Raw genomic sequence first — 22,626 nt, 5'->3', positions numbered from 1 at the left:
GGGTACTTACTTATTTTTACGATCTACTTGCTTAGTAACGAGCGTAATACGTACTGCATAATCCCGCCGTGGCGATAGTAATCTGCCTCACCTGGTGTATCAATCCGCAATTTTGCCTTAAATTTCTTCTCCCCAGCTATTACCTCAACCTCTTTCGGGGTTTGACCATTATTTAATTGATCGACACCGGTGATAGTAAATACCTCACTGCCATCTAATCCAAGAGTGGTGGTGCTTTGTCCATCTAAGAATTGCAATGGCAGCACTCCCATACCAATTAAATTAGATCTATGAATTCTTTCAAAAGATTCCGCAATTACTGCTCGCACTCCAAGCAATGCAGTTCCCTTTGCTGCCCAATCTCGGGATGAGCCAGAGCCGTACTCTTTTCCGGCTAATATCACCAGAGGTACATTGGCATTTATGTAAGCACGAGATGCATCATAAATAGTTGTTTGCACACCATTGGATATAAAGTTTTTTGTAAAACCACCTTCAACTCCATTAAGCAGTAGATTCTTAAGGCGAATATTGGCAAAGGTACCCCGGATCATTACCTCATGATTTCCACGCCTTGATCCGTAAGAGTTGAAATCTGCTCGATCAATTCCATTCTCAGCCAAGTATTTTCCAGCTGGTGAGTCGACCTTGATATTTCCAGCAGGTGAAATATGGTCGGTGGTTACTGAATCACCAAGTACAGCTAAAACTCGAGCACCTGCAATATTTGCTACCGGCTTTGGTTTTGCTGGCATATCATCAAAGTAGGGTGGCTTTCGCACATAAGTTGATTTGGCATCCCACTCAAAAGTTTTCCCAGTTGGAGTATCTAGTGATTTCCATCTTTTATCACCTTCAAAAACTGAGGCGTAATCCTTTTTAAACATCTCTGATGAAATTGATGATCCCACCACCTCATCTATCTCAGCTGTTGTTGGCCAAATATCTTTAAGAAATACCGGTTTGCCATCACTGCCATTGCCAATCGGATCTTTTTCAAAATCATGATTCATTGAGCCGGTCAATGCATAGGCAACTACCAATGGTGGGGAGGCAAGGTAATTCATCTTTACATCGGGTGAAATTCTTCCCTCAAAATTTCGATTGCCAGAAAGTACCGCCGAAACCGCTAAATCATTTTCATTTATTGCCTTACTGATATCTACTGGCAGCGGACCTGAGTTTCCAATACAGGTCACACAACCATATCCAACTAAATTAAAACCTAGCTTTTCCATATAGGGGGTTAGACCTGCTCGATCGTAATAATCAGTGACCACCTTTGAACCGGGAGCTAAAGTTGTCTTAACCCATGGCTTACTACTTAAACCTTTTTCAACCGCTTTTTTAGCAAGCAAAGCTGCACCAATCATTACCGATGGATTTGAGGTATTGGTGCAAGAGGTAATTGACGCAATCACCACATCGCCATTAGCTACCGTCGTAGATTTGCCATTAACCTTCACATCAATCTTATTTTTGTTAGTTTTATCAGTGAAATATGTGGGTAGCACACTTTGATACGCACTCTTTGCATCTTGAAGTGAGATTCGATCTTGTGGTCGCTTTGGACCCGCGATTGATGGCACAACAGTGCCTAGATCTAATTCAAGCTTTTCAGAGTATCTTGGTGTGGCAGCTGGATCATGCCAAAGTCCATTAACCGTTGCATACTTCTCCACTAACTCTAATTGATCTGCACTGCGCCCAGTTAGTTTCAAATAGCGAATTGTCTCCTCATCAATTGGAAATATTGCACAAGTTGATCCATACTCTGGCGACATATTTCCAATAGTTGCGCGATTCGCCATTGGCAAAGCCGAAACTCCTGGACCGTAAAACTCAACAAATTTTCCAACCACGCCATGCTTTCGAAGCATTTGGGTAATTGTTAAAACTAGATCGGTCGCGGTAGTCCCAGTTGGCAGTTTCCCATTTAATTTAAAGCCAACTACTTTTGGAATTAGCATAGATACTGGCTGGCCAAGTAATGCCGCCTCTGCTTCGATGCCACCAACACCCCAACCTAAAACCCCCAAGCCATTAACCATGGTGGTGTGAGAGTCGGTGCCGACCACTGTGTCTGGGTATGCTCGCAATTTTCCAGCCACTTCTCTACTCATTACTACCCTAGCTAAATACTCAATATTTACTTGGTGAACAATTCCAGTTCCAGGCGGAACTACTTTAAATTCATCAAAAGCACTTTGTCCCCACCGCAAGAAGCGATATCGCTCTTTATTTCGCTGGTATTCAATATCAACATTCTGCTCAAATGCATCTTTGGTGCCAAAGAGATCTGCGATTACCGAATGGTCTATAACCAACTCTGCCGGTGATAGTGGATTCACCTTTGCTGGATCGCCACCTAAATCTGCTATTGCCTCCCGCATGGTTGCCAGATCTACGATGCAAGGCACACCTGTGAAATCCTGCATTATCACCCGAGCTGGCGTGAATTGGATTTCGGTATCAGGCTCAGCTGCTGGATCCCAATTCGCAAGTTTTTTTATCTGCTCAACAGTGATGTTTGCACCATCTTCGGTGCGAAGTAAATTCTCAAGAAGTATTTTTAAACTAAACGGTAAGTCCTTCGCCTCCGCAAAAGCTGTAATATCAAATATTTCATAAAGCTTTCCGGCTGCTTCTAGTGTGGTTTTGGCCTTAAATGAGTTCTTACTCAACGCCTGAAACCCCTTTTCACCTATTTCTACGCTAATCCTATCTTGTTACTGGCGAAAAACTAGCCACGCACTCTATGTGCTGAGTCATTGGAAAAAGATCAAAAGCTTGGATGTGATCCAACTTATAACCACTTTCTGCCAATGTCTTAGCATCTCGAGCCAACGCGGCAGGGTCACATGCGACATAAAGTATTTTCCTTGGCCCAAATTTAACCATTTGTTTAACTACTACCTCACCAGCACCAGTTCTTGGTGGATCTAGCAAGATCAAATCTGCTCGCTTAACAATTGGTAGCTGTTGTGCGACCAGGCCCTGCAAAATCTTCACATTTTGCTTATTGGCAAATATGCGCCTGGCATCTGCCACAGCAGTTTTATCACTCTCGATTAAGGTAACAAAACCTAGATCACTAACCTCTTTGAGAAGTGCTGCTGCAAATAATCCAACACCTGAGTAAAGATCACATATGTGATCATTTTTCTTAATTTCAAGCAACGCCATCACAGCTTTAACTAATTCAACCGGAGCCGCCTTGTGGCTTTGCCAAAAAGCATTAGGTGCGATTTTAAAAGAGTTGCCACCAACCTGTTCAACAATTTGAGTGGGTCCACTAATACTACTGCCCGATCTCATCACTGAAACCTCATTTGTGCTTGAAACCGCAACCTCAACCCTGGCATCAGATTTCCAACTACGATTTGCTAACCCGGCAACATCCATTCTGGAATCAGCAATTAGGCAATCTTTAATCTCAACTACTTCATTACTTCTGGCTCCAAAAAATCCAATTTGGCCATTAGGAGAAACTGCAAAATCCATACGAGTTCGCCAGTGAAGTCCATCAACTGGCTCCACCGCACTCATTTTTAGATCAATCCCAAGCAGATCTAGATCTATTTTCCCGATTCTTAAAAATTGCTCTTTCACGATACTTACTTTTAAATCCCGCTGTTTTTCAATGTTAATATGCTGGAAATCGCAACCTCCACACCTTCCGGCATATACACAAGGCGGTGAAATACGATCAGGTGATGGAGTTACTACCTCAACAACATCTGCGTGCGCAATTTTTGCGCTAACAGCAGTTATTTTTATCTTTACCAATTCATCACTAATGCCATGTCGTACAAAAATAACTTGCCCGTTATAACGTGCAACAAAGTGTCCACCATGTGCGATCGGACCAATTTGGAGCTCAACTATTTGGCCAATTTTTAACCGCTCCTGAGCGTTCAATTCCATAGGAGTGAGCCTATGGGTGTAAGTTGTACTTTGTGCACGTAGTAATTATGGGTTGTGGCCGAGTCGGCTCCACCTTGGCGGTAGATCTACAAAAGGCTGGTCACACCGTCGCGGTGATAGACCAAAATCGCGAAGCTTTCCGAAGGCTGGGAGCTGATTTCAATGGTCGCACAGTTGCTGGAGTGGGCTTTGATCGAGACACACTATTAGAGGCTGGGATTGAAAAGGCAGATGCATTTGCGGCAGTATCAAATGGCGATAACTCAAATATTTTAGCTGCGCGTGTTGCCAGAGAGAATTTCGGTGTGAAAAATGTTGTTGCTCGTATTTATGATCCAGGTCGAGCTGAAATCTATCAACGACTTGGTATTCCGACGGTAGCCACCGTACTTTGGACCACCGATCAAATTATGCGAAGACTTGCCCCTGATGGCACAAAATCTGAGTGGCGTGATGCAACTGGAAGTGTGCAATTAGTTGAGGTAAACCTGCATAAGGATTGGTATGGCGAGCCAGTCTTTCTAATTGAGAAAAATACGAAAGCTAGAGTGGCCTTTATAACCCGATTAGGTGAAGCCTTGCTGCCAGATGAACACACGGTGCTACAAGAGGGAGATCTTGTCCATCTACTTATTGAGGAGAAACAGATTTCCAATACTGAAAAAACTTTAGCTAAATCACCAGCAGGTGATAAATGAGAATTGCAATCGCTGGGGCAGGAAATGTGGGCCGAGCTATCGCACGAGAGTTGCTGGAAAATGGTCATCAAGTACTGCTGATAGATAAGGATCCAAAGGCATTAAAAATGGATTCAGTTCCAAGTGCTGAATGGTTATTAGCTGATGCCTGTGAAATTACCGCATTAGATCAGGCCAAGCTAGATAGTTGCCAAGTTTTAGTCGCCGCAACGGGTGATGACAAAGTCAACCTTGTTGCCTCACTTTTAGGGAAAACTGAGTATGGCGTACCAAGAGTAGTGGCTCGAGTTAACCACCCAAAAAATGAATGGATGTTTGATTCCGCCTGGGGTGTTGATGTTTCTGTATCTACCCCAAGAATTATCTCGGCGTTGGTGGAGGAAGCAGTAAGTGTCGGCGATGTGGTCCGGCTATTTTCATTTAGAAAAGGTGAAGCAAACTTAGTAGAGATAACTTTGCCAGATACAGCCGCCTGCTGCGGAAAGACCGTCGGTGAGGTAGTACTTCCAGAGGATGCCAGTATTGCAGCCATTGTTAGAGATGGTCATGTGCTCACACCTAAAGAACATGATGTCTTCACCGCAGGAGATGAACTACTTTTTGTGGCATCAGCCAAAGCTGAAGCTCAGTTAAAGGCTTGCTTTATTTAGTTTATTTTCGTTGTTGGAGTTTTTCTTAGAATTTGCCAAGTGCCCCAAGCGGTCAAAATAAATAGTGGATATCCCATAAACAGTCTAGCGGTGCCAAGTGCGTTCACATTTCCACTTTGATAGAGCGGGTATTGAATAAGTAATCTGGCAACAAACATACCAACCCATAACCACCCCGCCTTTATATAAGCATTTAATCTAGCTGGATCTTTGCGCCACATTAAGTTCTCTCCCAAAATGGGTCCCAGCATTAAGCCCAATATTGGCCACTTAATTAAGTTAGTCACCGTATACATCAATCCATATCCTGCATTTATCCATAAACCTGGTAAATAAAAATCAGCAGCGCTGCCACTTCGCTTGGAAATTACTGCACAAATTGCCACACCAATTAAGCCAGAAAATGCATGCTGCACAGTCTCTCGTTTTAGCAGGCGCGCTGCAGTTAAAAAAATCGATAATCCAACGGCAGCATAAATGGCAGTATTTATATCTCGACTTGATAAGTTAAAAACTATTAAAAAAACCAAAGCAGGAAGTCCTGAATCTATTAAGCCACGTTTACCGCCCAAGGCATTGATTACCTTGTCCTTATCTTCGCTATCTCCTTGGTAGCTCATGATCCAGTTGATCCAAACCCACCTGTTGCTCTTTCAGAGCCAGGTAACTGAGCTACCTCAACAAATTCAGCTCGTTCTACTTTCTGGATTACCAATTGCGCAATGCGATCACCTTTTTTAAATGAAACCGGGTTGGTTAAATCATGGTTGATCAGGATTACCTGCAGCTCACCGCGATATCCAGCATCAACTGTGCCAGGAGTATTCACCATTGAAATCCCATGCTTTACTGCCAACCCAGATCTTGGGTGCACTAGTGCTACAAAACCATTAGGTAAAGCAATACTTATGCCGGTCGGAATTAATAGTCTCTCCCCTGGATTTATGGTGAAATCAATCCGGGTAGCAAGATCTGCTCCAGCATCCCCGCCCTTTGCATATGAAGGCATCGGCATTGTGGGATCAAGCCGTTTAATTAATACCTCGGTCATGGATTTATATCAAAATCTGGATCAACAAATGCCATCAGCTCTGGGTGCTTAACTAAGTGATCTTTATATTGATCAGTTAAATTCTTAATAAAATGCTCCATTGGTACTGCAATAAATAATGCCGAGGCTCTCACCGCGATTTCACCAGAAGTTGAATCCAAGCGTCCTTCAGCTTGGGTGTAAATCTTTCTACCTGCTTGACCAGTAATTCTGGCATCAATGTAAAGGGTTCTTCCCATAGGTACTGGCAAAAGAAAATCAGTTTCTAATCTGCCGGTTACTGCTGGAGTCCTTATTAGCCACATCAATTTACCAAGTGCTTCATCAAATGCAAGTGAAAGTAGTCCACCATGCGCAAGTCCAGGTGCGCCTTGATGATTTTCAGTTACCGTAAATTTCGCGGTTAAATCTAAAGATTCACCAGCAATCGCAATTAGGTGTAAACCAGTTTTGTGTAATTCACCACAACCAAAACAATGACCAAAATGTGAAGGAATTTGCGAACCAATCGCAGGGGCTTTTAAATGTCTCACTGGCATTACCGCATCAGCAGGTGGAGTGGTGGATGCAATACGACTCATTGGCAGAGCGTATCCTTAATCCTATGGCTAGATCTAATTCAAAATCTGAATTTGCCGAGCGAATTAATTGGCCAAGTTGGCTTTGGGCTTTTTTAGCGGTGATGGTTGGCTCAATGTATCTAACTATCTGGGCGCCATTTGGACATCTAAGCGCCACAATTATCTCACTACTAATTTTTATCTCATTAATTTATACTGCTAAAAAAACGGCTCTTGAAATCGTTTTGATCAATGAGTGGCTATATATCGGGGACGCCAAAATTCAATGCAAATACATAAAAAAAGTAAGTGTGCTAGATAAGAAGCAATTTATTAAAATACGCGGGCCAGACTCTGATCCAGCAGCATTTAATGCCACAAGATTTTGGATTACTACCGGAGTTAAGATTGAATTAAATGATAAAAATGACCCAACCCCTTATTGGTTGGTTTCCAGCAAAAAAGCAAGGTTACTTGCAGCTAAACTAAATTAATCGCAATCTCTGCATACTGCTTTCAAACCCTCACCACGGGCTTTTTGATTAATATGTTTCACCAAGAAACAGCGAGAGCAGGTGAATTCGTCCTCTTGTTTTGGTACTACCTTTACCGTTAACTCTTCACCTGACAAATCTGCACCTGGTAACTCAAGATTTTCAGCAGCTTCAGCCTCATCAATATCAACTTGGCCAGATTGTGCGTCAGCTCTTCTAGCTTTTAACTCTTCAAGTGATTCTTCATGTAACTCTTCATCGGTTTTTCTGGGGGTATCGTAATCAGTTGCCATCGCTCACCTCCCTCTACCTAAAACAGGTAAAACTAATTCATTTTTCTTTAGAGTAGCTATTACTCCAACTGGGCGGATAATCCCCTATAAGAGATGCATGTGCCTAATCAACGCTGGGTGTGTCGGGATTATTCCTCTTTTAATTGCTGTGTCCGACGCTCAGCCTGTGCTTTACGCCATTTAGCTATCTGCCCATGGTTTCCGGAGAGCAAAATTTCTGGAACCGAAAGTCCACGCCACATTGCTGGCTTTGTGTAATTTGGATACTCAACTAATAACTCTTGATTATTTCCAGAAATTGAATGTGATTCCTCCTTTAAGGAATCTGGATTTCCAATCACACCGGCAATCAATCTTGCAGTTGCCTCAATAATCACCATGGCTGCAACCTCACCACCACCTAAGACATAATCACCAATGGAAACTTCGTGGAGAGTGAAATTCTTTTTAGCCCCATAATATTCACCGACTCTGGCATCAATTCCTTCATACCTACCGCAGGCAAATATCAAATGCTTCTTTATGGCAAACTCTCCCGCCATTTTCTGATCAAATTTTTTGCCAGCTGGAGTCAAAATTATTAAATCAACCTGATCCTGGTCATTAGTCATTTGATCAATGGCGCTGCCCCAAGGCTCAGCCGACATAACCATCCCTGCACCACCGCCGTATGGAGTGTCATCCACTGAATGATGAACATCCGTAGTTTGAGCACGTAGGTCATGTATATTTATTTGCAGCAAACCCTTATCAGCCGCCTTGCCCAATAAAGATAATTTCAAGGGGGCTAAGTACTCTGGAAAGATAGAGATTAGATCAATTTGTAACATCTAATAACCCCTCCGGTGGATCTACCACAATTTTTTTAGTTAACACATCAATTGAAATAATAATCTTTTTTACCATTGGGATTAACACTTTTTTGCCATTTCTATCTACTGATAATAGATCTTGACCTGGTAATTTCACTATCTCATCAACCTCACCAATTAATGCATTGCTCTGAAGGAATACCTGACAACCCAATAATTGCTGATAGTGATACTCACCTGGTGCGAGTGAGGTGATATCAACCTCTGCAGAAATCATTTGATCCCTGAGCTCCTCAATTTGGTTTCGATCAACTACGCCATCAAAGGCTAGAAGAAGTATTTGATTGTGCCAACGGGCTGATCGAATTGTTAACTCTTTGCCACTATCTAAGTTAAGTTTATTTCCGACCTTAAACCGCACATCTGGATCATCAGTTTGAACCTGAATTGTTGCTTCACCAAGGACACCATGTGCGCGGCCAATGCGACCTACGACAAGTTGCAAATTAACGAACCTCGTCTGCCTCGATTAAATCAACTCGAACTGATCGGCCGGCGAGTGCACTAATTACGGTTCGAAGTGCCTTAGCAGTTCGCCCATTTCGACCAATTACCTTGCCAATATCATCTGGATGAACCCGTACTTCAAGAGTTGTTCCGCCACGATTATTCTTTTCGGTGATTACAACCTCAGCTGGATTATCAACAATCCCTTTTACTAAATGCTCTAATGCTTCGTCAATCATTTTTACTCGCTTGCTGTGGCGTCGGCAGCTGGCGCATCAGTTGTTACCTCTGGTGCTTGTGCTACCTCTTCAGCAACTGCGGAAGCTGCGGCAACAACTGCTACCGCCTCGCCAACCTCTGGAACTGAAACTTTCTTGGAAACTACTGGTGGCACATACTCTGGCTCAATAATAATTTCACCATCAGCACCACGACGCTCTTTAATTTTTGTTGCCTTGCCACGAAGATTACGTAGGTAGTAAAGCTTGGCTCTGCGGGCTGATCCGTGACGAATAATTTCAATTCTTTCAATTACTGGGGTATGTACTGGAAAAGTTCTTTCAACTCCAACACCGTATGAGATTTTACGGATAGTAAATGACTCACGAATTCCAGAACCAGATCGTGCAATAACTACACCTTGGAAAACCTGAATACGACTTTTCGCTCCTTCAATAACCCTTACATGTACTTTTAATTCATCTCCAGGACGAAAAGATGGGATGTCCTTGCGCAATGAGGCGGCATCTACAGCATCTAACACGTTCATAATTTGTCCTAGTCATTAAATTTATCGGTATCAAGATTTTTTTTACTAAGTGCGTATCCTGCCACAGCAGGGGTGATTAGATCAATTTGAGATCAAATCAGCGGCAAAAGCTGAGCATGCAGGGCGGGTCCAGCGCAGACCACCAAATCAGAGTTTGGTGCTCCACCACCTCTGCCAGAGATAACCGCACCCGCCTCAACTGCAATTAATCCACCAGCTGCATGGTCCCACTCTTTTAAGGATGCTTCAAAATATCCATCTAGTGCGCCCATCGCAACATAACAAAGATCAACCGCTGCTGCGCCATTTCTCCGTAGATCTCTTATCTTTGGCAATAACTTAGCCATCGCCTCACCTTGGCTAATTCGCAAATTTAAATCGTAAGCAAAGCCGGTTGCTAATAAAGCTTTATCAAGTGATACCGGTTCATTGCATTTAATCTTCACACCGTTATAGGTAGCACCCTCACCCCTAACCGCGCTCCAAAATCCATCAACACTAGGGGCGAAAACCACGCCGACAATTACGCCATCTTTATCCTTGGCTGCAATTGAAACATTCCAGCCCGGAAGGTTGTAAAGGTAATTAACGGTGCCATCTAATGGATCAATCACCCAAGTTATTCCAGATTTACTTTCTTTCGTACTACCCTCTTCGGCAATAATCCCGTCATCTGGCCGAAGGTTTAGAATTTGCTTGACAATTAGCGCCTCTGCCTGCTGATCCATCTGTGTTGCAAAATCGACAGCAGAACTTTTCTCCGTAAAAGTAAAGGCAGCTGGTCGCTTCATCAAATGCGATCCTGCTAAATGTGCCGCCGATTCCGCAATCTTAAGTAATTCTGCCCTCACCGGGTTATCTAAGCATGAAAAGATGCCGCACTCCGTGAGTGGCTTATTTATCCCCCCGTTAAATTGTGGCAATCTACTCTCATGAACGAGCCAACTGATCTGCGATTAACTGGCAAATCTGCCGATGGTGCCAATCTTGAGTTGGTCGATCAGAATGGAAATCAATACCACCTGCGAATAAGTGATGGTTTACGGGCAACTGTTAATCAACCTCGGCTTGCAGCTGTCTCAGATCTTCAAGAAAATTTAACCACCACGGTAAAAGAGGTGCAGGCAAGGTTGCGAGCTGGTGAATCTATGGATTCAATTTCCCGGACCACCGATTGGTCAATTGAAAAAATAGAAAATTATGCCGGACCCATCTTGCAAGAGCGAGCCTTTATTATTTCGCAGGCACTTGCTACTCAAATTCGTCGAGAGCCTCATGCGCCATATCTTGAGACCGCAGTTTCTAATCAACTTGCACCCCGCGGTGTTGATATGAATACCATCGAATGGAACACATACCGCGCACCTGATGGAAATTGGCGACTAACTCTTTACTACCCACTTCGTGATGGCTCACCGGAAGATGCTAAAGGTGAAGCAGTTTGGTTATTTAATTTAGGACGAAGAGCCTTATCTGCTGAAGATGATGGTGCAAGGTGGATTGGTGGTGAGGTTAAGCAAAAAACACCAGTTCAAACTTACGGAAATGTTCCAGTAACAGAAGCACCAAGATTGGTCTCGATCAGAGAAGATGTAACTCCTTATGCCCCAACTAGATTAGTAATAGTTGATGAAAGTCTTGAGAGTGAGCAGGCTGATGAAGAGGCGCAGCGCGATGGTGTAACTAAAAGAATTAAGATCCCATCTTGGGATGACATTATGTTTGGTAAGAAAGATACTGACTAAGTAAGTAACAGCGGAATCGCAACCTCAGTATCTGTTACTCCCCCATGGTGTCCAACCATAGATGTCTCCTCCTTGATTCGCGCAGGATCAACCAAAATTAGATCTTTGTTAGCGATCGCAATTAAATCACCCATGCGATCGGATGAATCCTCGGTGACTACCGGTCCAAATAATCCACTTGATATTGCATCTTGCCTACTCAATATCTTCACCTTCTGAGCAAAAAACTCCTGCCATTGGGTAATGGTTTCTGCCACAGCACCTGGCTTAATATAAATATGCCGTGCCCTGGGTTCACCGCCAATTAAAGTCACATTATCTAACAGCTGGTTATCCTGTCCTAAAATTATTTGCTCGGTGCTATTTACCATTCCATGATCTGAGGTAATCCAAAACCGTGTTCCGGCAGGAGCTGATTGCTTTAGCTTGGCGATAAATTCAGCGACATATTCAAATGCGGTAAGCCACTTATCAGATCCAACCCCATCGCTATGTCCGGCAGAATCTAAGTTGTTTAAATAGGTATAGACAAAAGATGGTTGTGGCTGCAGAGCAAGATGAACCGCGGTGACCATCTCTTGAATACTATTTGCGCCAACATACTTGGCGCCACGTAATGCCGCTTGCGTAAATCCACTGCCCTCATATCTTTTGGCAGCAACATGAGTAACAGCAATTCCAGCAATCGCTGCCCGCTCAAACATAGTTGGTACTTTTTGCCAAATAACTGGATCTACCCGCTCATCCCACTTGAGGGCATTAAGTAACCGATTATCACTTCTAGGAACCCTGACTGTGTAGCCCAGCATGCCATGCATACCAGGCAGCACACCGGTGCCGAGCGTTGAGATACTCGTAGCGGTAGTTGATGGAAAATCGGTATAGATAGTTTTTACCTGTTTAATATCTTCAAATATTGGAAATTGTTCTGAAAACTTATTAATTGCATCCTGTCCCATGCCATCTATTAATACCAAACACTCTCGCATCTGTCCTTGGCCAAGGGACAAATAATCAGTTGTACCATCAAGATTTAATGTTGAAAATACTGAGTTAATTAGGTGGGATAAACCAAAGTGATCAATTGATTTCCCAGTATTCATAGCGCAAGGATACCTATCTCAAGAATTTACTAAGTAATGGGCTTGTCGCGAACAAGAAAATGGAGAAATATTGGCAAGATACGGCGTATGGCAAAAACACCAAAAGTAGTAGCACCTAAAGCTGGTGTGAATCCCGGCCGAATCATTGATATTGATGTTGCCTCTGAAATGTCTGAATCATTTTTAGAGTACGCCTACTCGGTAATTTACTCCCGCGCTTTGCCCGACGCCCGCGATGGTTTAAAGCCAGTACAACGCCGCATCTTGCATCAAATGAATGCCATGGGACTCAGGCCTGATAAAGGTCATGTGAAATCTGCTCGAGTTGTTGGAGATGTAATGGGAAAGCTGCACCCACATGGTGATGGTGCGATATATGACGCGATGGTTCGTATGGCGCAATCATTTTCAATGCGTCTGCCACTAATCGATGGTCATGGAAATTTTGGTTCATTAGATTCTGGCCCAGCGGCCATGCGCTACACCGAATCACGGCTTGCACTATCGGCGATGTTGATGGTGGATGAATCCGATGAGGACACCGTTAATTTTGGCGCAAATTATGATGGTCAAATTATGGAGCCCCAGGTATTGCCTGCAGCATTTCCTAATTTATTAGTAAATGGTGCAACTGGCATCGCTGTTGGTATGGCCACAAATATGGCTCCTCACAATTTAGGTGAAGTAATTGCAGCTGCCAAGCATTTAATGGAAAATCCAAAAGCCACATTAAAACAATTAATGAAGTTTGTGCCAGCGCCAGACTTTCCAACAGGTGGTTACTTAACCGCCACCGAAGGTATTGCTGAGGCGTACGCCAGTGGTCGTGGCTCCTTTAAGGTACGGGCAACTGCGGTTATTGAAAAGGTCTCAGCCCGCAAGCAAGGATTAGTAATAACAGAGATGCCATACAACATTGGACCTGAAAAAATTGTTGAAAAGATTGCCGACTTAGTTAAGGCAAAAAAAATCCAAGGTATCTCAGATATTGTTGATCTATCTGATGGTCAATCTGGCACCAAAGTAGTTGTTGAGATCAAAAATGGTTACGAACCAGCTGAAGTTCTAGAAAATCTCTATCGCCTTACTCCGATGGAAGATGCCTTTTCCATCAACGCAGTGGCGCTAGTAAATGGAAAGCCGTTGACTTTGGGCTTAAAGGATCTGCTGCAAGTCTTTATTGATCACCGAATTGAGGTGGTCAAGCGCAGATCTATCTTCCGTAAAGCTAAAGCGCAGGCACGATTAAATCTAGTAGATGGCCTGCTCAAAGCAATTGTTGATATTGATAAGGTAATTAAATTGATCAGAGCAAGTGAGGATGCAACTGTTGCAAAAACTGGTTTAATCAAAACATTTAAGTTAAGTGATGAACAAGCAACATATATATTGGATATGCCGCTGCGCAGATTGACCAAGATGAGCAAAATCGAACTAGAAAATGAAGCCAAAGAATTAAAGGCTACAATTTCCTCCTTAACTGCAATCCTAAAAACTGAGGAGAGCATCAAAGCTAAAGTGTCTGAGGAGTTGTCTGAAGTTGAAAAGAAATACGCCTCCCCTCGCCGCACCCGCCTTGTTGCCTAAGCAACTTTGATTTCAACCAACGCCCTCGAACTTCGCGCTGCCGCAAGGCTTCTAGTTAAGGATGTATCAGTTCGCATTAATCACGGAGATCGAATTGGCTTTGTGGGTCGAAATGGCGCAGGTAAATCCACGCTCGCAAAAGTATTAGCTGGTGAAACTATGCCGGCAGGTGGTGCGGTTAATCGGACTGGGAAAATTGGTTATCTGCCACAAGATCCTAGAACTGGTGAGGATCAAGGCAGTGTGATTGATCGAATTCTCTCCGTTAGAGAGTTAGATCTAATCTCAAAGCGTATGCGCGCTGTTGAAGAGGAGATGGCAAGCTCACAAGGTGTGGAGTTAGAAAAAGCGATGGAGAGGTACACCAGAGTTGAACATGAGTTTTCAACCGCAGGTGGCTATGCCGCAGCAGCTGAGGCAGAGGCAATTGCATCATCCCTTGGTGTGCCAAATAATTTATTTGATCAGCAATTAAGCGCTCTATCTGGTGGTCAGCGCCGAAGAATTGAATTAGCCAGAATACTTTTTTCAGGTGCGCAAACACTTATTTTGGATGAGCCAACCAACCATTTAGATGCTGATTCAATCGTTTGGTTGCGTGAATTTCTACTTAAATACCCAGGTGGCTTAGTAATCATCTCCCACGATGTTAATTTAATCGAAACTGTTGTTAATAAGGTTTTCTACCTTGATGCTAACCGCAACGTTATCGATGTTTACAACATGACTTGGAAAAACTACCTTCAGCAACGCGAAGCGGATGAGCACAGAAGGAAGAAAGAGCGTGCTATTGCTGAGAAGAAGGCAGAGATACTACAAAAGCAAGCTGAAAAGTTTCGTGCAAAAAAGGATAAAGCGGCATCAGCAAGAGCTATGTTTAGAAGAGCAGATCAACTTCTATCCGGTTTAGAGGCTGTACGAAAGAATGACCGAGTTGCAAAACTCCGCTTTCCCACTCCCTCACCTTGTGGCAAAACTCCAATTACTGCTGCTGAACTATCTAAATCCTACGGCTCACTTGAAATCTTCACCGATGTTGAGTTAGCAATTGATAAAGGCTCCAGAGTAGTTATTTTGGGATTAAATGGTGCCGGTAAAACAACATTACTTCGAATCCTTGCTGGAGATTTAGATCCAGACACTGGTCATGTAGAGGCAGGTCATGGTCTAAAGATTGGTTACTACGCCCAAGAGCACGAGACCTTAGATTATGAGCGTTCAGTTTTAGAGAACATGCTTAGCGCCACCAAAGATATTAGAGAGCCAGAGGCAAGAAATGTTTTGGGCTCATTCCTATTTACTGGAGATGATGTTCATAAACCAGTGAAGGTATTAAGCGGTGGTGAGCGAACTCGGCTAGCTCTGGCACTCTTAGTTGTTAGTGCTGCCAATGTTTTATTACTTGATGAGCCAACAAATAACTTAGACCCAGCATCCAGGGAGGAAATTCTTGGTGCACTTGCTGAGTATCAAGGGGCGGTAATTCTTGTTTCCCACGATGCTGGCGCAGTGGAGGCGTTAAAACCAGAACGGGTATTGCTTTTGCCAGATGGTGATGAGGATTTGTGGAAAGAGGAGTACTTCGATCTTGTTACGATTGATTAAGCGTCAATCCGCTCCCGATCAATATCTGCACTGGAAATAAACTCTTTACGAGGTGCAACCTCATTGCCCATTAACAATTCAAACATCGCCTCAGCTTTAGTAACATCTTTCATCGTAATTCTGCGCAATGTTCTATGGGCTGGATCCATTGTGGTCTCTCGCAGTTGATCAGCATCCATTTCACCTAATCCCTTATAGCGCTGAATTGGTTCTTTCCATCGCTTACCATCCTTTTTCAACTGCGTAATAACCTTTTTCATCTCATCATCGGAGTAGGTGTAGTGAACCTCTCCTTTTTTGCCACCAATTACATCAATTCGATGTAGCGGTGGAATCGCTGCAAATACTCGGCCCGCCTCAACTAACGGTTTCATATAAGAGTTAAAAAGTGTTAACAATAAGCAGCGGATGTGGGCACCATCAACATCAGCATCAGACATCAAAATTACCCGGCCATACCTAGCATCATTAATATCAAAGGATTTTCCACTACCAGCACCAATTACTTGAATGATTGATGCACACTCATTATTTTCCAACATCTGTGACAAAGATGCTTTTTGAACATTTAAAATCTTGCCTCGAATCGGCAAGATCGCTTGAAACTCGGAGTTTCTAGCAGCCTTTGTGGTTCCTAATGCAGAGTCACCCTCAACAATAAATAACTCAGTCCGCTCAGCCTCATCTGATCTGCAATCAGATAATTTTGTAGGCAGTGATGAGCTCTCTAATGCATTTTTCCTACGCTGTAAATCCTTATGGGTTCTAGCTGAAATTCTTGTTCTAGAGGCGTTTGCAATCTTTTCCAGGATTAATCTTCCAGTTGCCTTATCAATTCTCTTACCGGTATTAAAAAATGCCTTCATCTCATCTGCAACTACCTGACCAACTATTTTGGTAGCAGCAGCTGTTCCCAAAACCTCCTTAGTCTGCCCCTCAAATTGCGGCTCTGACATCCGGACTGTGACAACCGCAGTTAATCCCTCCTGCACATCATCCTTAATAACATCCGCCTCATTATTCTTTAAAGTTTTAGTCGCCCGTAATGCATCATTTACCGCTTTGGTAATTGCTCGTTCAAAGCCAGCGACATGAGTGCCACCCTTTGGAGTAGAAATAATATTTACAAATGATGAGATAGTTGCTTCATAACCATTGCCCCATTGCATCGCAATATCTACACCCATCTCGCGATCCACCTCAGTTGGCGTCATGTGCCCCTTCTCATCCAAGATTGGAACATTCTCGGTATAGGCACCACCTCCTGATATTCGAATTACCTCACCTACTGGATCATCGGGCCGCAAAAATGCACAAAACTCTGAGATGCCGCCTTTGTGGAAAAAGGTTTCACTTGTCTTAGTTTTACCCCTGTTGTCATTAACAATTAGAGTTAATCCAGGTACTAAATATGAAGTTTGTCTGGCTCTGGCATAAACATCTTCAATTGCCAAGGATGCTTCCTTTAAGAAGATTTGCTTATCAAACCACCATTTAATTCTGGTGCCAGTTACTTTGGCAGAAACTTTTCCAATTACTCTCAATCCTGACTTTTCATTAAAACTTGCATTTGGCCCATCACCGTCAAATATGCCAGCATGCCCTCGTTTAAATGACATCCAATAAATCTTTCCATCGCGATCAACCTCAACATCAAGCCGGGAGGCAAGTGCGTTAACAACTGAAGCACCTACTCCGTGTAAACCACCGGAGGCTGCGTAAGAGCCACCACCAAACTTTCCACCAGCATGTAGTTTTGTCATTACAACTTCCACACCAGTCAGACCTGTCTTGGGCTCTTTATCTACTGGAATACCACGACCATCATCATGAACCTCAACTGAACCATCTGCCTCTAAATTAATATCAATCTTTTTACAATGCCCAGCCAGAGCTTCATCAACAGCGTTATCAATAATTTCCCATAAGCAATGCATGAGGCCACGAGAATCAGTGGTGCCGATATACATGCCAGGACGTTTTCGGACCGCATCTAATCCTTCAAGAACAGATAAGTCTTTTGCTGTATAGGTGCTGATAATCGCTGCAGAGGTGCCATCATCTGGTTTTGTGATCTTGGTTGCCATCGGCGAGTAGATTATCGGCGCATATACCACCTGTAGATGATGCTCGCCGATATTGACCCATATTTATCCACAATTGATACGAAAATGAGATATATACAACAAATTCTCAGTATTTGAACGGAAAAATTTACTTAATTGAAACCAAATAACCTGCAGGGAATAAAGCATTCATGGTTTGATGTTCCCCTGATGAAGCCAACAGATGGAGAGCTGATGAGTAGCCAGATTACAATGGAACAAACCCCATTGAATTCACTAGATCGTTGCGATCGATGTGGTGCTCAGGCATATGTCCGTGCAATTTTAATCTCTGGTGGTCAATTATTATTCTGTGCTCACCACGCAAAAGCTTACGCACAAGGATTAAAACCAGTTGTTGCAGTTATTCAGGATGAATCTGAAAACTTAGCTGCTAAAGCAGCTAAATAACTACTCGCTTACAAATCCCGCATCGCGATGGCTACCATCGCAAAATGGCTTCTCCTTTGATGCCCCACAGCGGCACAACGAGAAATCAGTTTTAGTTTCCACCACATTTCCCTCAGCATCAACAAAATCTACAGTTCCGGTAACCCGAATTGAGGCATTTTTCTTAAACTGCATCTTCACTTTATCGCTCATTATTTTCTCTCCCTTAATCTAGATAATCACGAAGTACTTGCGACCTGGATGGGTGGCGCAATTTTGACATTGTTTTCGATTCAATCTGACGAATTCGCTCTCGAGTCACTCCATAAACCTTGCCGATTTCATCTAGGGTTTTTGGTTGGCCGTCGGTTAAACCAAAGCGCATCGCAACCACTCCAGCCTCTCGTTCAGATAATGTATCTAGAACTGAGTGCAGCTGCTCTTGTAATAAGGTAAAGGAAACAGCATCAGCTGGCACGATCGCCTCTGAATCCTCAATTAGATCACCAAACTCGCTATCGCCCTCTTCACCCAATGGAGTGTGAAGTGAGATTGGCTCCCTGCCGTACTTTTGAACCTCAACAACTTTTTCTGGTGTCATATCTAACTCTTTAGCTAACTCCTCCGGAGTTGGCTCTCTTCCTAAATCTTGCAACATCTGCCGCTGTACTCTGGCTAACTTATTAATAACCTCCACCATATGTACTGGGATACGAATTGTTCTTGCTTGATCTGCCATCGCTCTAGTAATCGCTTGGCGAATCCACCAGGTGGCATAGGTTGAGAACTTATAACCTTTTGTGTAATCAAACTTTTCAACTGCGCGGATTAAACCAAGATTTCCCTCTTGGATTAGATCTAAGAACAACATGCCACGTCCGGTATAGCGCTTGGCAAGTGAGACTACCAACCGAAGGTTTGCCTCGAGTAGATGGTTCTTATCACGTTTGCCATTGATAATAATTTGTTGTAACTCACGCTTTAGCTTTTTATCCATCTTCTTATCTTTAGCAATTTTTTCCTCGGCAAATAGTCCAGCCTCAACTGATTGGGCTAAAGAAACCTCTAGCTCAGCATTTAATAGTGGCACCCGGCCGATTAGTTTTAAGTAATCCTTTACTGGATCTGCGGTGGCACCAGCGGTTAATACCGTTTGCGGTGGAGCGTCATCTTCTTCAGAATCTTTAAGTACAAAAGAATTGGCCTCATTTTGTGATTCTTCCGCCACATTTACAACTCGAATCTCAGAGGCACCCTCCTCGGTAGCACCCTCCTCTTTCTCATCAACTAACTTGTCTAAATCCTCTAACTCAACCTCTTCTAACTCAACCTCTTCACCATCAATTTTTACCTTAGTAACCTTTTCAGCTTTGCCAGCAGCGGTTGGCTTTGGAGCAGGTGGAATGAATAATGCCAACTCACTTTTCTTTAGCATGCGATATGGTGTTAAACCAAGTTTGCGAAGTTTTTCTATTTGTTTGGGAACACTCACCTCTAATTCACGGGCGATTAAAACTATATCTTGGTCAGATTTTTTGGCAATCCTATGAATATTACTTATGCCACGAGAATTAACCTCGGCCATTACAGATTTTTGTTGATTAACTAAATCTCTTACCTTAAGAATCATTCCTACATCTTTGGCATCTAATATTGCCTTCTGTGGAATCTTTATTACTTTTTTGGCAGGCTTTACTTTTTTTGTTGCAACTTTCTTAACTGAACTCTTTTTTTTCACAGGCTTTTGTTTACCCTTTCCTGCTTTAACGCCTTTTTTGGGCGCACGAGATACAGCCACAAGTCATCCTTTGTTTTTGAGTCGTATGCTTTTGCGATTTTTTTTAACCGCTCGACCCCTGGCTATATTATAAATTGTCCACAGGGGTAAATGCACATCCAAATTGATCAATTTGAGATATTTTGCAGATTGAGCGTATTTCTAATGATCTGTCCAACCGATTCCACCTCAATTAAGAAGCCATCATGGCCAAATGGTGAGGCGATGGTGTGAAGTTCGGTCATATCTGGGGCTAACTCTTTGATCTCCTGTTGCAGGCGGGGAGGAAAAAGCCGATCGGTATCAATCGAGATCACATGGATTGGCACCTTTATCTTTGATAAGGCAGCTGCCACACCGCCTCGATCTCGCCCAACATCATGGGAGTTCATCGCCTCGGTTAAGGAAATATAGGTATTAGCATCAAATCTTTTGGCTAACTTCTGTGCATGGTGATCTAAATAGGACTCCACCGCGTATCTACCAGTCTCATCTCCTTGTAACTCCCGACCAAACCTGACATCCATCTCCGACTCAGTTCGATAGGTTAAATGTGCAATCCTTCGAGCGATTCCCATTCCCTCGATTGGACCAGTACTTTGTTCATAATAATCACCATTATTAAAGTTTGGATCACTCTTTATTGCTCGCAACTGAATTGAGGCTGCGCCAATTTGATCCCCAGTTGCCACAGCCGATGAGCCAATGGTGCAGATAGCGCCAATTAATTCTGGGTAATCAATCGCCCACTCCAAACTGCGCATTCCGCCTAGGGATGGGCCAACTGATAATTGATATTTCATCACGCCTATTTGTTTTGTGAAAGCTAGCTCTGCTGCCACCATATCTCTGATAGTTAGTACCGGAAATCTAGATCCCCATCTTTTGCCATCCGGTGCTAACGAGGATGGCCCAGTTGATCCTTGGCAGCCACCAATTACATTTGGGCAGACAACAAAGTACTTATCACTATCAAATGGCAGGCCAGATCCGACCATCTGTGGCCACCAACCATTGACATCTGCCCAGCCAGTTAACGCGTGATTTACCAAAATTGCATTATCACCTGCAGAGTTTAATTTTCCCCAACTTTGATAAGCAATTACCACATCAGGTAATACCTCACCTGATTCCAACGTCAAATCGCCAATCGATAGAAATTGGCGATCCCCGGGGTCATGATCTTCTAACCACGCCCCGGTAACTGCTGGATTTACTTTGCTCATTATTTACTTAGCAGCAGCAAATGCTTTTTCAAGATCGGCTTGAATATCTTTGATATTTTCAATACCAACAGATAACCGAACCAAACCTGGGGTAACACCAGCGGTTAATTGCTCCGCAGGTGAAAGCTGTGAGTGGGTGGTAGATGCTGGGTGAATTGCCAAACTTCTAACATCGCCAATATTTGCTACATGTGAGTGCAGGTTTAGCGCTTCAATAAATTTCTTGCCCGCCTCTATGCCCCCCTTAATTTCAAAGGAGAGAACTGAACCACTGCCCTTTGGTGAGTACTTGCTCGCTAACTTATTCCACTTTGAACTAGACAAGGATGCGTAGTTAACTGAGGATACTTGTGGGTGTTTTTCTAAAAATGCCGCAACCGCCTTGGCATTTTCAACATGGCGCTCAATACGTAGAGATAAAGTCTCAAGCCCTTGAGCAAGTAACCAAGCATTAAATGGTGAAACAGCGGCGCCAATATCGCGTAGCAGTGTCAATCTAATCTTGAATATGTAGGCAAGGTTTGCCCCAAAGGCAGAGCCAACTCCTAGAGCTTGGGCGTATACCAAGCCATGGTAGGAAGGATCTGGTTGGTTGAAGTTTTTAAACTTCTCTGGATATTTGGCGTAATCAAATTTACCCGAGTCCACAATCGCGCCAACTACCGCATTTCCATGGCCAGATAGGAATTTAGTAGCGGAGTGAACCACTACATCTGCGCCCCACTCAATTGGTCTAATTAAGTATGGGGTGGCCACCGTGTTATCAACGATTAATGGCACATTGTTTTCATGGGCAATCTTTGCCACAGTTTCAATATCCAAAAGATCATTTTTTGGATTCGCAATCGTCTCACCAAAAAATGCCTTGGTATTTGGCTTTACCGCTTTGCGCCAGCTCTCTGGATCATCTGGATTTTCAACAAAGGAAACCTCGATACCAAACTTTGGCAGGGTGTAATGGAAAAGATTGTAGGTACCCCCGTATAAAGAAGGGGATGAAACGATGTGATCACCCGCCTCTGCCAGATTTAATATTGCAAAGGTGGTTGCAGCAGAGCCAGAGGCAAGCAGCAAAGCGGCAACGCCACCTTCTAAGGCAGCAATTCGCTGCTCCACCGTATCCTGCGTTGGATTCATGATTCGGGTGTAGATATTTCCTAGCTCAGCTAAGCCAAATAGATCAGCTGCATGCTTGGTATCGCGGAATTGATATGCAGTTGTTTGATACAACGGCAGTGCGCGAGCGCCAGTAGTTGGATCAGCAACTTGACCAGCATGTATTTGTTGGGTTTCAAATGAGTATGACAAAACAACCTCCTTGTTGAAG

At 43.4% G+C, this 22,626-nt stretch carries 21 protein-coding genes and 3 pseudogenes; 7 read left to right on the top strand and 17 right to left on the bottom strand.

Translation table 11 applies throughout. The features are described 5' to 3' along the window. Positions 1-23: 23 nt before the first annotated feature. Both acnA and B1s21160_RS02420 read right to left on the bottom strand, forming a co-directional pair. Positions 24-2,684, bottom strand: a complete 2,661-nt coding sequence (gene acnA / locus B1s21160_RS02425) for an aconitate hydratase AcnA (protein ID WP_095672273.1) — start codon at positions 2,682-2,684, stop codon at positions 24-26. A gap of 37 nt (positions 2,685-2,721) precedes the next feature. Further along, positions 2,722-3,927 carry a class I SAM-dependent RNA methyltransferase gene (locus tag B1s21160_RS02420; protein WP_095672272.1) on the bottom strand — a complete coding sequence of 402 codons (1,206 nt, stop codon included), beginning with the start codon at positions 3,925-3,927 and terminating at the stop codon, positions 2,722-2,724. Between the two features lie 32 nt (positions 3,928-3,959). Here B1s21160_RS02420 and B1s21160_RS02415 point away from each other — a divergent pair, with 32 nt between their 5' ends. Together B1s21160_RS02415 and B1s21160_RS02410 are read left to right on the top strand one after the other, a co-directional pair. Further along, complete coding sequence (locus B1s21160_RS02415; protein ID WP_041887878.1) at positions 3,960-4,625, top strand: potassium channel family protein; 666 nt, start codon at positions 3,960-3,962, stop codon at positions 4,623-4,625. Next, positions 4,622-5,275: a potassium channel family protein gene (locus B1s21160_RS02410; RefSeq protein ID WP_041887868.1), complete on the top strand. Its 654-nt coding sequence runs from the start codon at positions 4,622-4,624 to the stop codon at positions 5,273-5,275. The genes B1s21160_RS02415 and B1s21160_RS02410 overlap by 4 nt, the downstream gene beginning before the upstream one ends. On the opposite strand, the gene B1s21160_RS02405 is transcribed toward B1s21160_RS02410, so the two are convergent. From B1s21160_RS02405 to B1s21160_RS02395, 3 genes are read right to left on the bottom strand one after another with little or no spacing between them, the layout of a single operon-like run. Next, positions 5,272-5,895 (bottom strand): DUF3159 domain-containing protein, encoded by a 624-nt coding sequence (locus B1s21160_RS02405; protein ID WP_095672271.1) that lies wholly within the window; start codon positions 5,893-5,895, stop codon positions 5,272-5,274. The genes B1s21160_RS02410 and B1s21160_RS02405 overlap by 4 nt on opposite strands. Then, a complete protein-coding gene (gene dut, locus B1s21160_RS02400; RefSeq protein ID WP_095672270.1) occupies positions 5,892-6,326 on the bottom strand; it encodes a dUTP diphosphatase in 435 nt (144 codons plus the stop codon). The genes B1s21160_RS02405 and dut overlap by 4 nt, the downstream gene beginning before the upstream one ends. Beyond that, entirely contained in the window at positions 6,323-6,907 is a 585-nt protein-coding gene (locus tag B1s21160_RS02395) for a PaaI family thioesterase (protein ID WP_041887864.1), read from the bottom strand. Before B1s21160_RS02395 ends, dut begins: the two co-directional genes overlap by 4 nt. Positions 6,908-6,930: 23 nt before the next feature. Here B1s21160_RS02395 and B1s21160_RS02390 point away from each other — a divergent pair, with 23 nt between their 5' ends. After that, on the top strand, positions 6,931-7,380 hold the full coding sequence (locus tag B1s21160_RS02390) for a DUF3093 domain-containing protein (protein ID WP_095672893.1): 450 nt from the start codon (positions 6,931-6,933) through the stop codon (positions 7,378-7,380). Here B1s21160_RS02390 and B1s21160_RS02385 read toward each other — a convergent pair. The 6 genes and pseudogenes from B1s21160_RS02385 to B1s21160_RS02360 all read right to left on the bottom strand — a co-directional run bounded on the left by B1s21160_RS02385 (position 7,377) and on the right by B1s21160_RS02360 (position 10,552). Next, the gene (locus B1s21160_RS02385) at positions 7,377-7,673 is read right to left on the bottom strand and encodes a DUF4193 domain-containing protein (RefSeq protein ID WP_041887860.1); all 297 of its coding nucleotides are present in this window, start codon (positions 7,671-7,673) and stop codon (positions 7,377-7,379) included. The genes B1s21160_RS02390 and B1s21160_RS02385 overlap by 4 nt on opposite strands. A 128-nt stretch (positions 7,674-7,801) precedes the next feature. Continuing rightward, positions 7,802-8,503 carry a tRNA (guanosine(37)-N1)-methyltransferase TrmD gene (gene trmD / locus B1s21160_RS02380; protein WP_095672269.1) on the bottom strand — a complete coding sequence of 234 codons (702 nt, stop codon included), beginning with the start codon at positions 8,501-8,503 and terminating at the stop codon, positions 7,802-7,804. After that, positions 8,490-8,990 carry a ribosome maturation factor RimM gene (rimM, locus tag B1s21160_RS02375; protein ID WP_041888038.1) on the bottom strand — a complete coding sequence of 167 codons (501 nt, stop codon included), beginning with the start codon at positions 8,988-8,990 and terminating at the stop codon, positions 8,490-8,492. Before rimM ends, trmD begins: the two co-directional genes overlap by 14 nt. Before the next feature lies 1 nt (position 8,991). Continuing rightward, positions 8,992-9,231, bottom strand: a complete 240-nt coding sequence (locus tag B1s21160_RS02370; RefSeq protein WP_041888039.1) for an RNA-binding protein — start codon at positions 9,229-9,231, stop codon at positions 8,992-8,994. A 191-nt stretch (positions 9,232-9,422) separates the two neighbouring features. After that, a pseudogene (gene rplS / locus B1s21160_RS06435) lies at positions 9,423-9,761 on the bottom strand (50S ribosomal protein L19); the annotation flags it as partial. Between the two features lie 92 nt (positions 9,762-9,853). Further along, positions 9,854-10,552, bottom strand: coding sequence for an inositol monophosphatase family protein (locus tag B1s21160_RS02360; protein ID WP_236860955.1), 699 nt, complete (start codon positions 10,550-10,552; stop codon positions 9,854-9,856). A 141-nt stretch (positions 10,553-10,693) separates the two neighbouring features. Between B1s21160_RS02360 and sepH the strand changes: the two genes are divergently transcribed. Continuing rightward, positions 10,694-11,506, top strand: coding sequence for a septation protein SepH (sepH, locus tag B1s21160_RS02355; protein WP_095672266.1), 813 nt, complete (start codon positions 10,694-10,696; stop codon positions 11,504-11,506). Here sepH and B1s21160_RS02350 read toward each other — a convergent pair. Next, the gene (locus tag B1s21160_RS02350; RefSeq protein ID WP_095672265.1) at positions 11,503-12,609 is read right to left on the bottom strand and encodes an alkaline phosphatase family protein; all 1,107 of its coding nucleotides are present in this window, start codon (positions 12,607-12,609) and stop codon (positions 11,503-11,505) included. The genes sepH and B1s21160_RS02350 overlap by 4 nt on opposite strands. Positions 12,610-12,696: 87 nt before the next feature. Between B1s21160_RS02350 and B1s21160_RS02345 the strand changes: the two are divergent. Continuing rightward, a pseudogene (locus B1s21160_RS02345) lies at positions 12,697-14,190 on the top strand (DNA gyrase/topoisomerase IV subunit A); the annotation flags it as partial. 12 nt (positions 14,191-14,202) lie between these two features. Beyond that, a complete protein-coding gene (locus tag B1s21160_RS02340) occupies positions 14,203-15,801 on the top strand; it encodes an ABC-F family ATP-binding cassette domain-containing protein (RefSeq protein WP_041888047.1) in 1,599 nt (532 codons plus the stop codon). On the opposite strand, the gene B1s21160_RS02335 is transcribed toward B1s21160_RS02340, so the two are convergent. Beyond that, positions 15,798-17,888: a DNA gyrase/topoisomerase IV subunit B gene (locus tag B1s21160_RS02335; protein ID WP_041888048.1), complete on the bottom strand. Its 2,091-nt coding sequence runs from the start codon at positions 17,886-17,888 to the stop codon at positions 15,798-15,800. The genes B1s21160_RS02340 and B1s21160_RS02335 overlap by 4 nt on opposite strands. Positions 17,889-18,101: 213 nt before the next feature. Here B1s21160_RS02335 and B1s21160_RS02330 point away from each other — a divergent pair, with 213 nt between their 5' ends. Beyond that, entirely contained in the window at positions 18,102-18,317 is a 216-nt protein-coding gene (locus B1s21160_RS02330; protein ID WP_095672892.1) for a DUF7455 domain-containing protein, read from the top strand. On the opposite strand, the gene B1s21160_RS02325 is transcribed toward B1s21160_RS02330, so the two are convergent. From B1s21160_RS02325 to B1s21160_RS02310, 4 genes and pseudogenes are all read right to left on the bottom strand, one after another. Then, the gene (locus tag B1s21160_RS02325; protein WP_041888050.1) at positions 18,318-18,509 is read right to left on the bottom strand and encodes a CDGSH iron-sulfur domain-containing protein; all 192 of its coding nucleotides are present in this window, start codon (positions 18,507-18,509) and stop codon (positions 18,318-18,320) included. Between the two features lie 13 nt (positions 18,510-18,522). Then, complete coding sequence (locus tag B1s21160_RS02320) at positions 18,523-20,094, bottom strand: RNA polymerase sigma factor (RefSeq protein WP_095672264.1); 1,572 nt, start codon at positions 20,092-20,094, stop codon at positions 18,523-18,525. A gap of 107 nt (positions 20,095-20,201) precedes the next feature. After that, positions 20,202-21,299 (bottom strand): homoserine O-acetyltransferase MetX, encoded by a 1,098-nt coding sequence (gene metX, locus B1s21160_RS02315; protein WP_095672263.1) that lies wholly within the window; start codon positions 21,297-21,299, stop codon positions 20,202-20,204. A 3-nt stretch (positions 21,300-21,302) separates the two neighbouring features. Next, positions 21,303-22,610 (bottom strand): annotated as a pseudogene (locus B1s21160_RS02310) (bifunctional o-acetylhomoserine/o-acetylserine sulfhydrylase); the annotation flags it as partial. Between the last annotated feature and the right edge of the window lie 16 nt (positions 22,611-22,626).

Source organism: Candidatus Nanopelagicus hibericus (assembly GCF_002288005.1).
GTDB classification, from domain to species: domain Bacteria; phylum Actinomycetota; class Actinomycetes; order Nanopelagicales; family Nanopelagicaceae; genus Nanopelagicus; species Nanopelagicus hibericus.
Note: the sequence above shows the minus strand (reverse complement) of the source record. Positions and strands in the feature narration are given on the sequence as shown.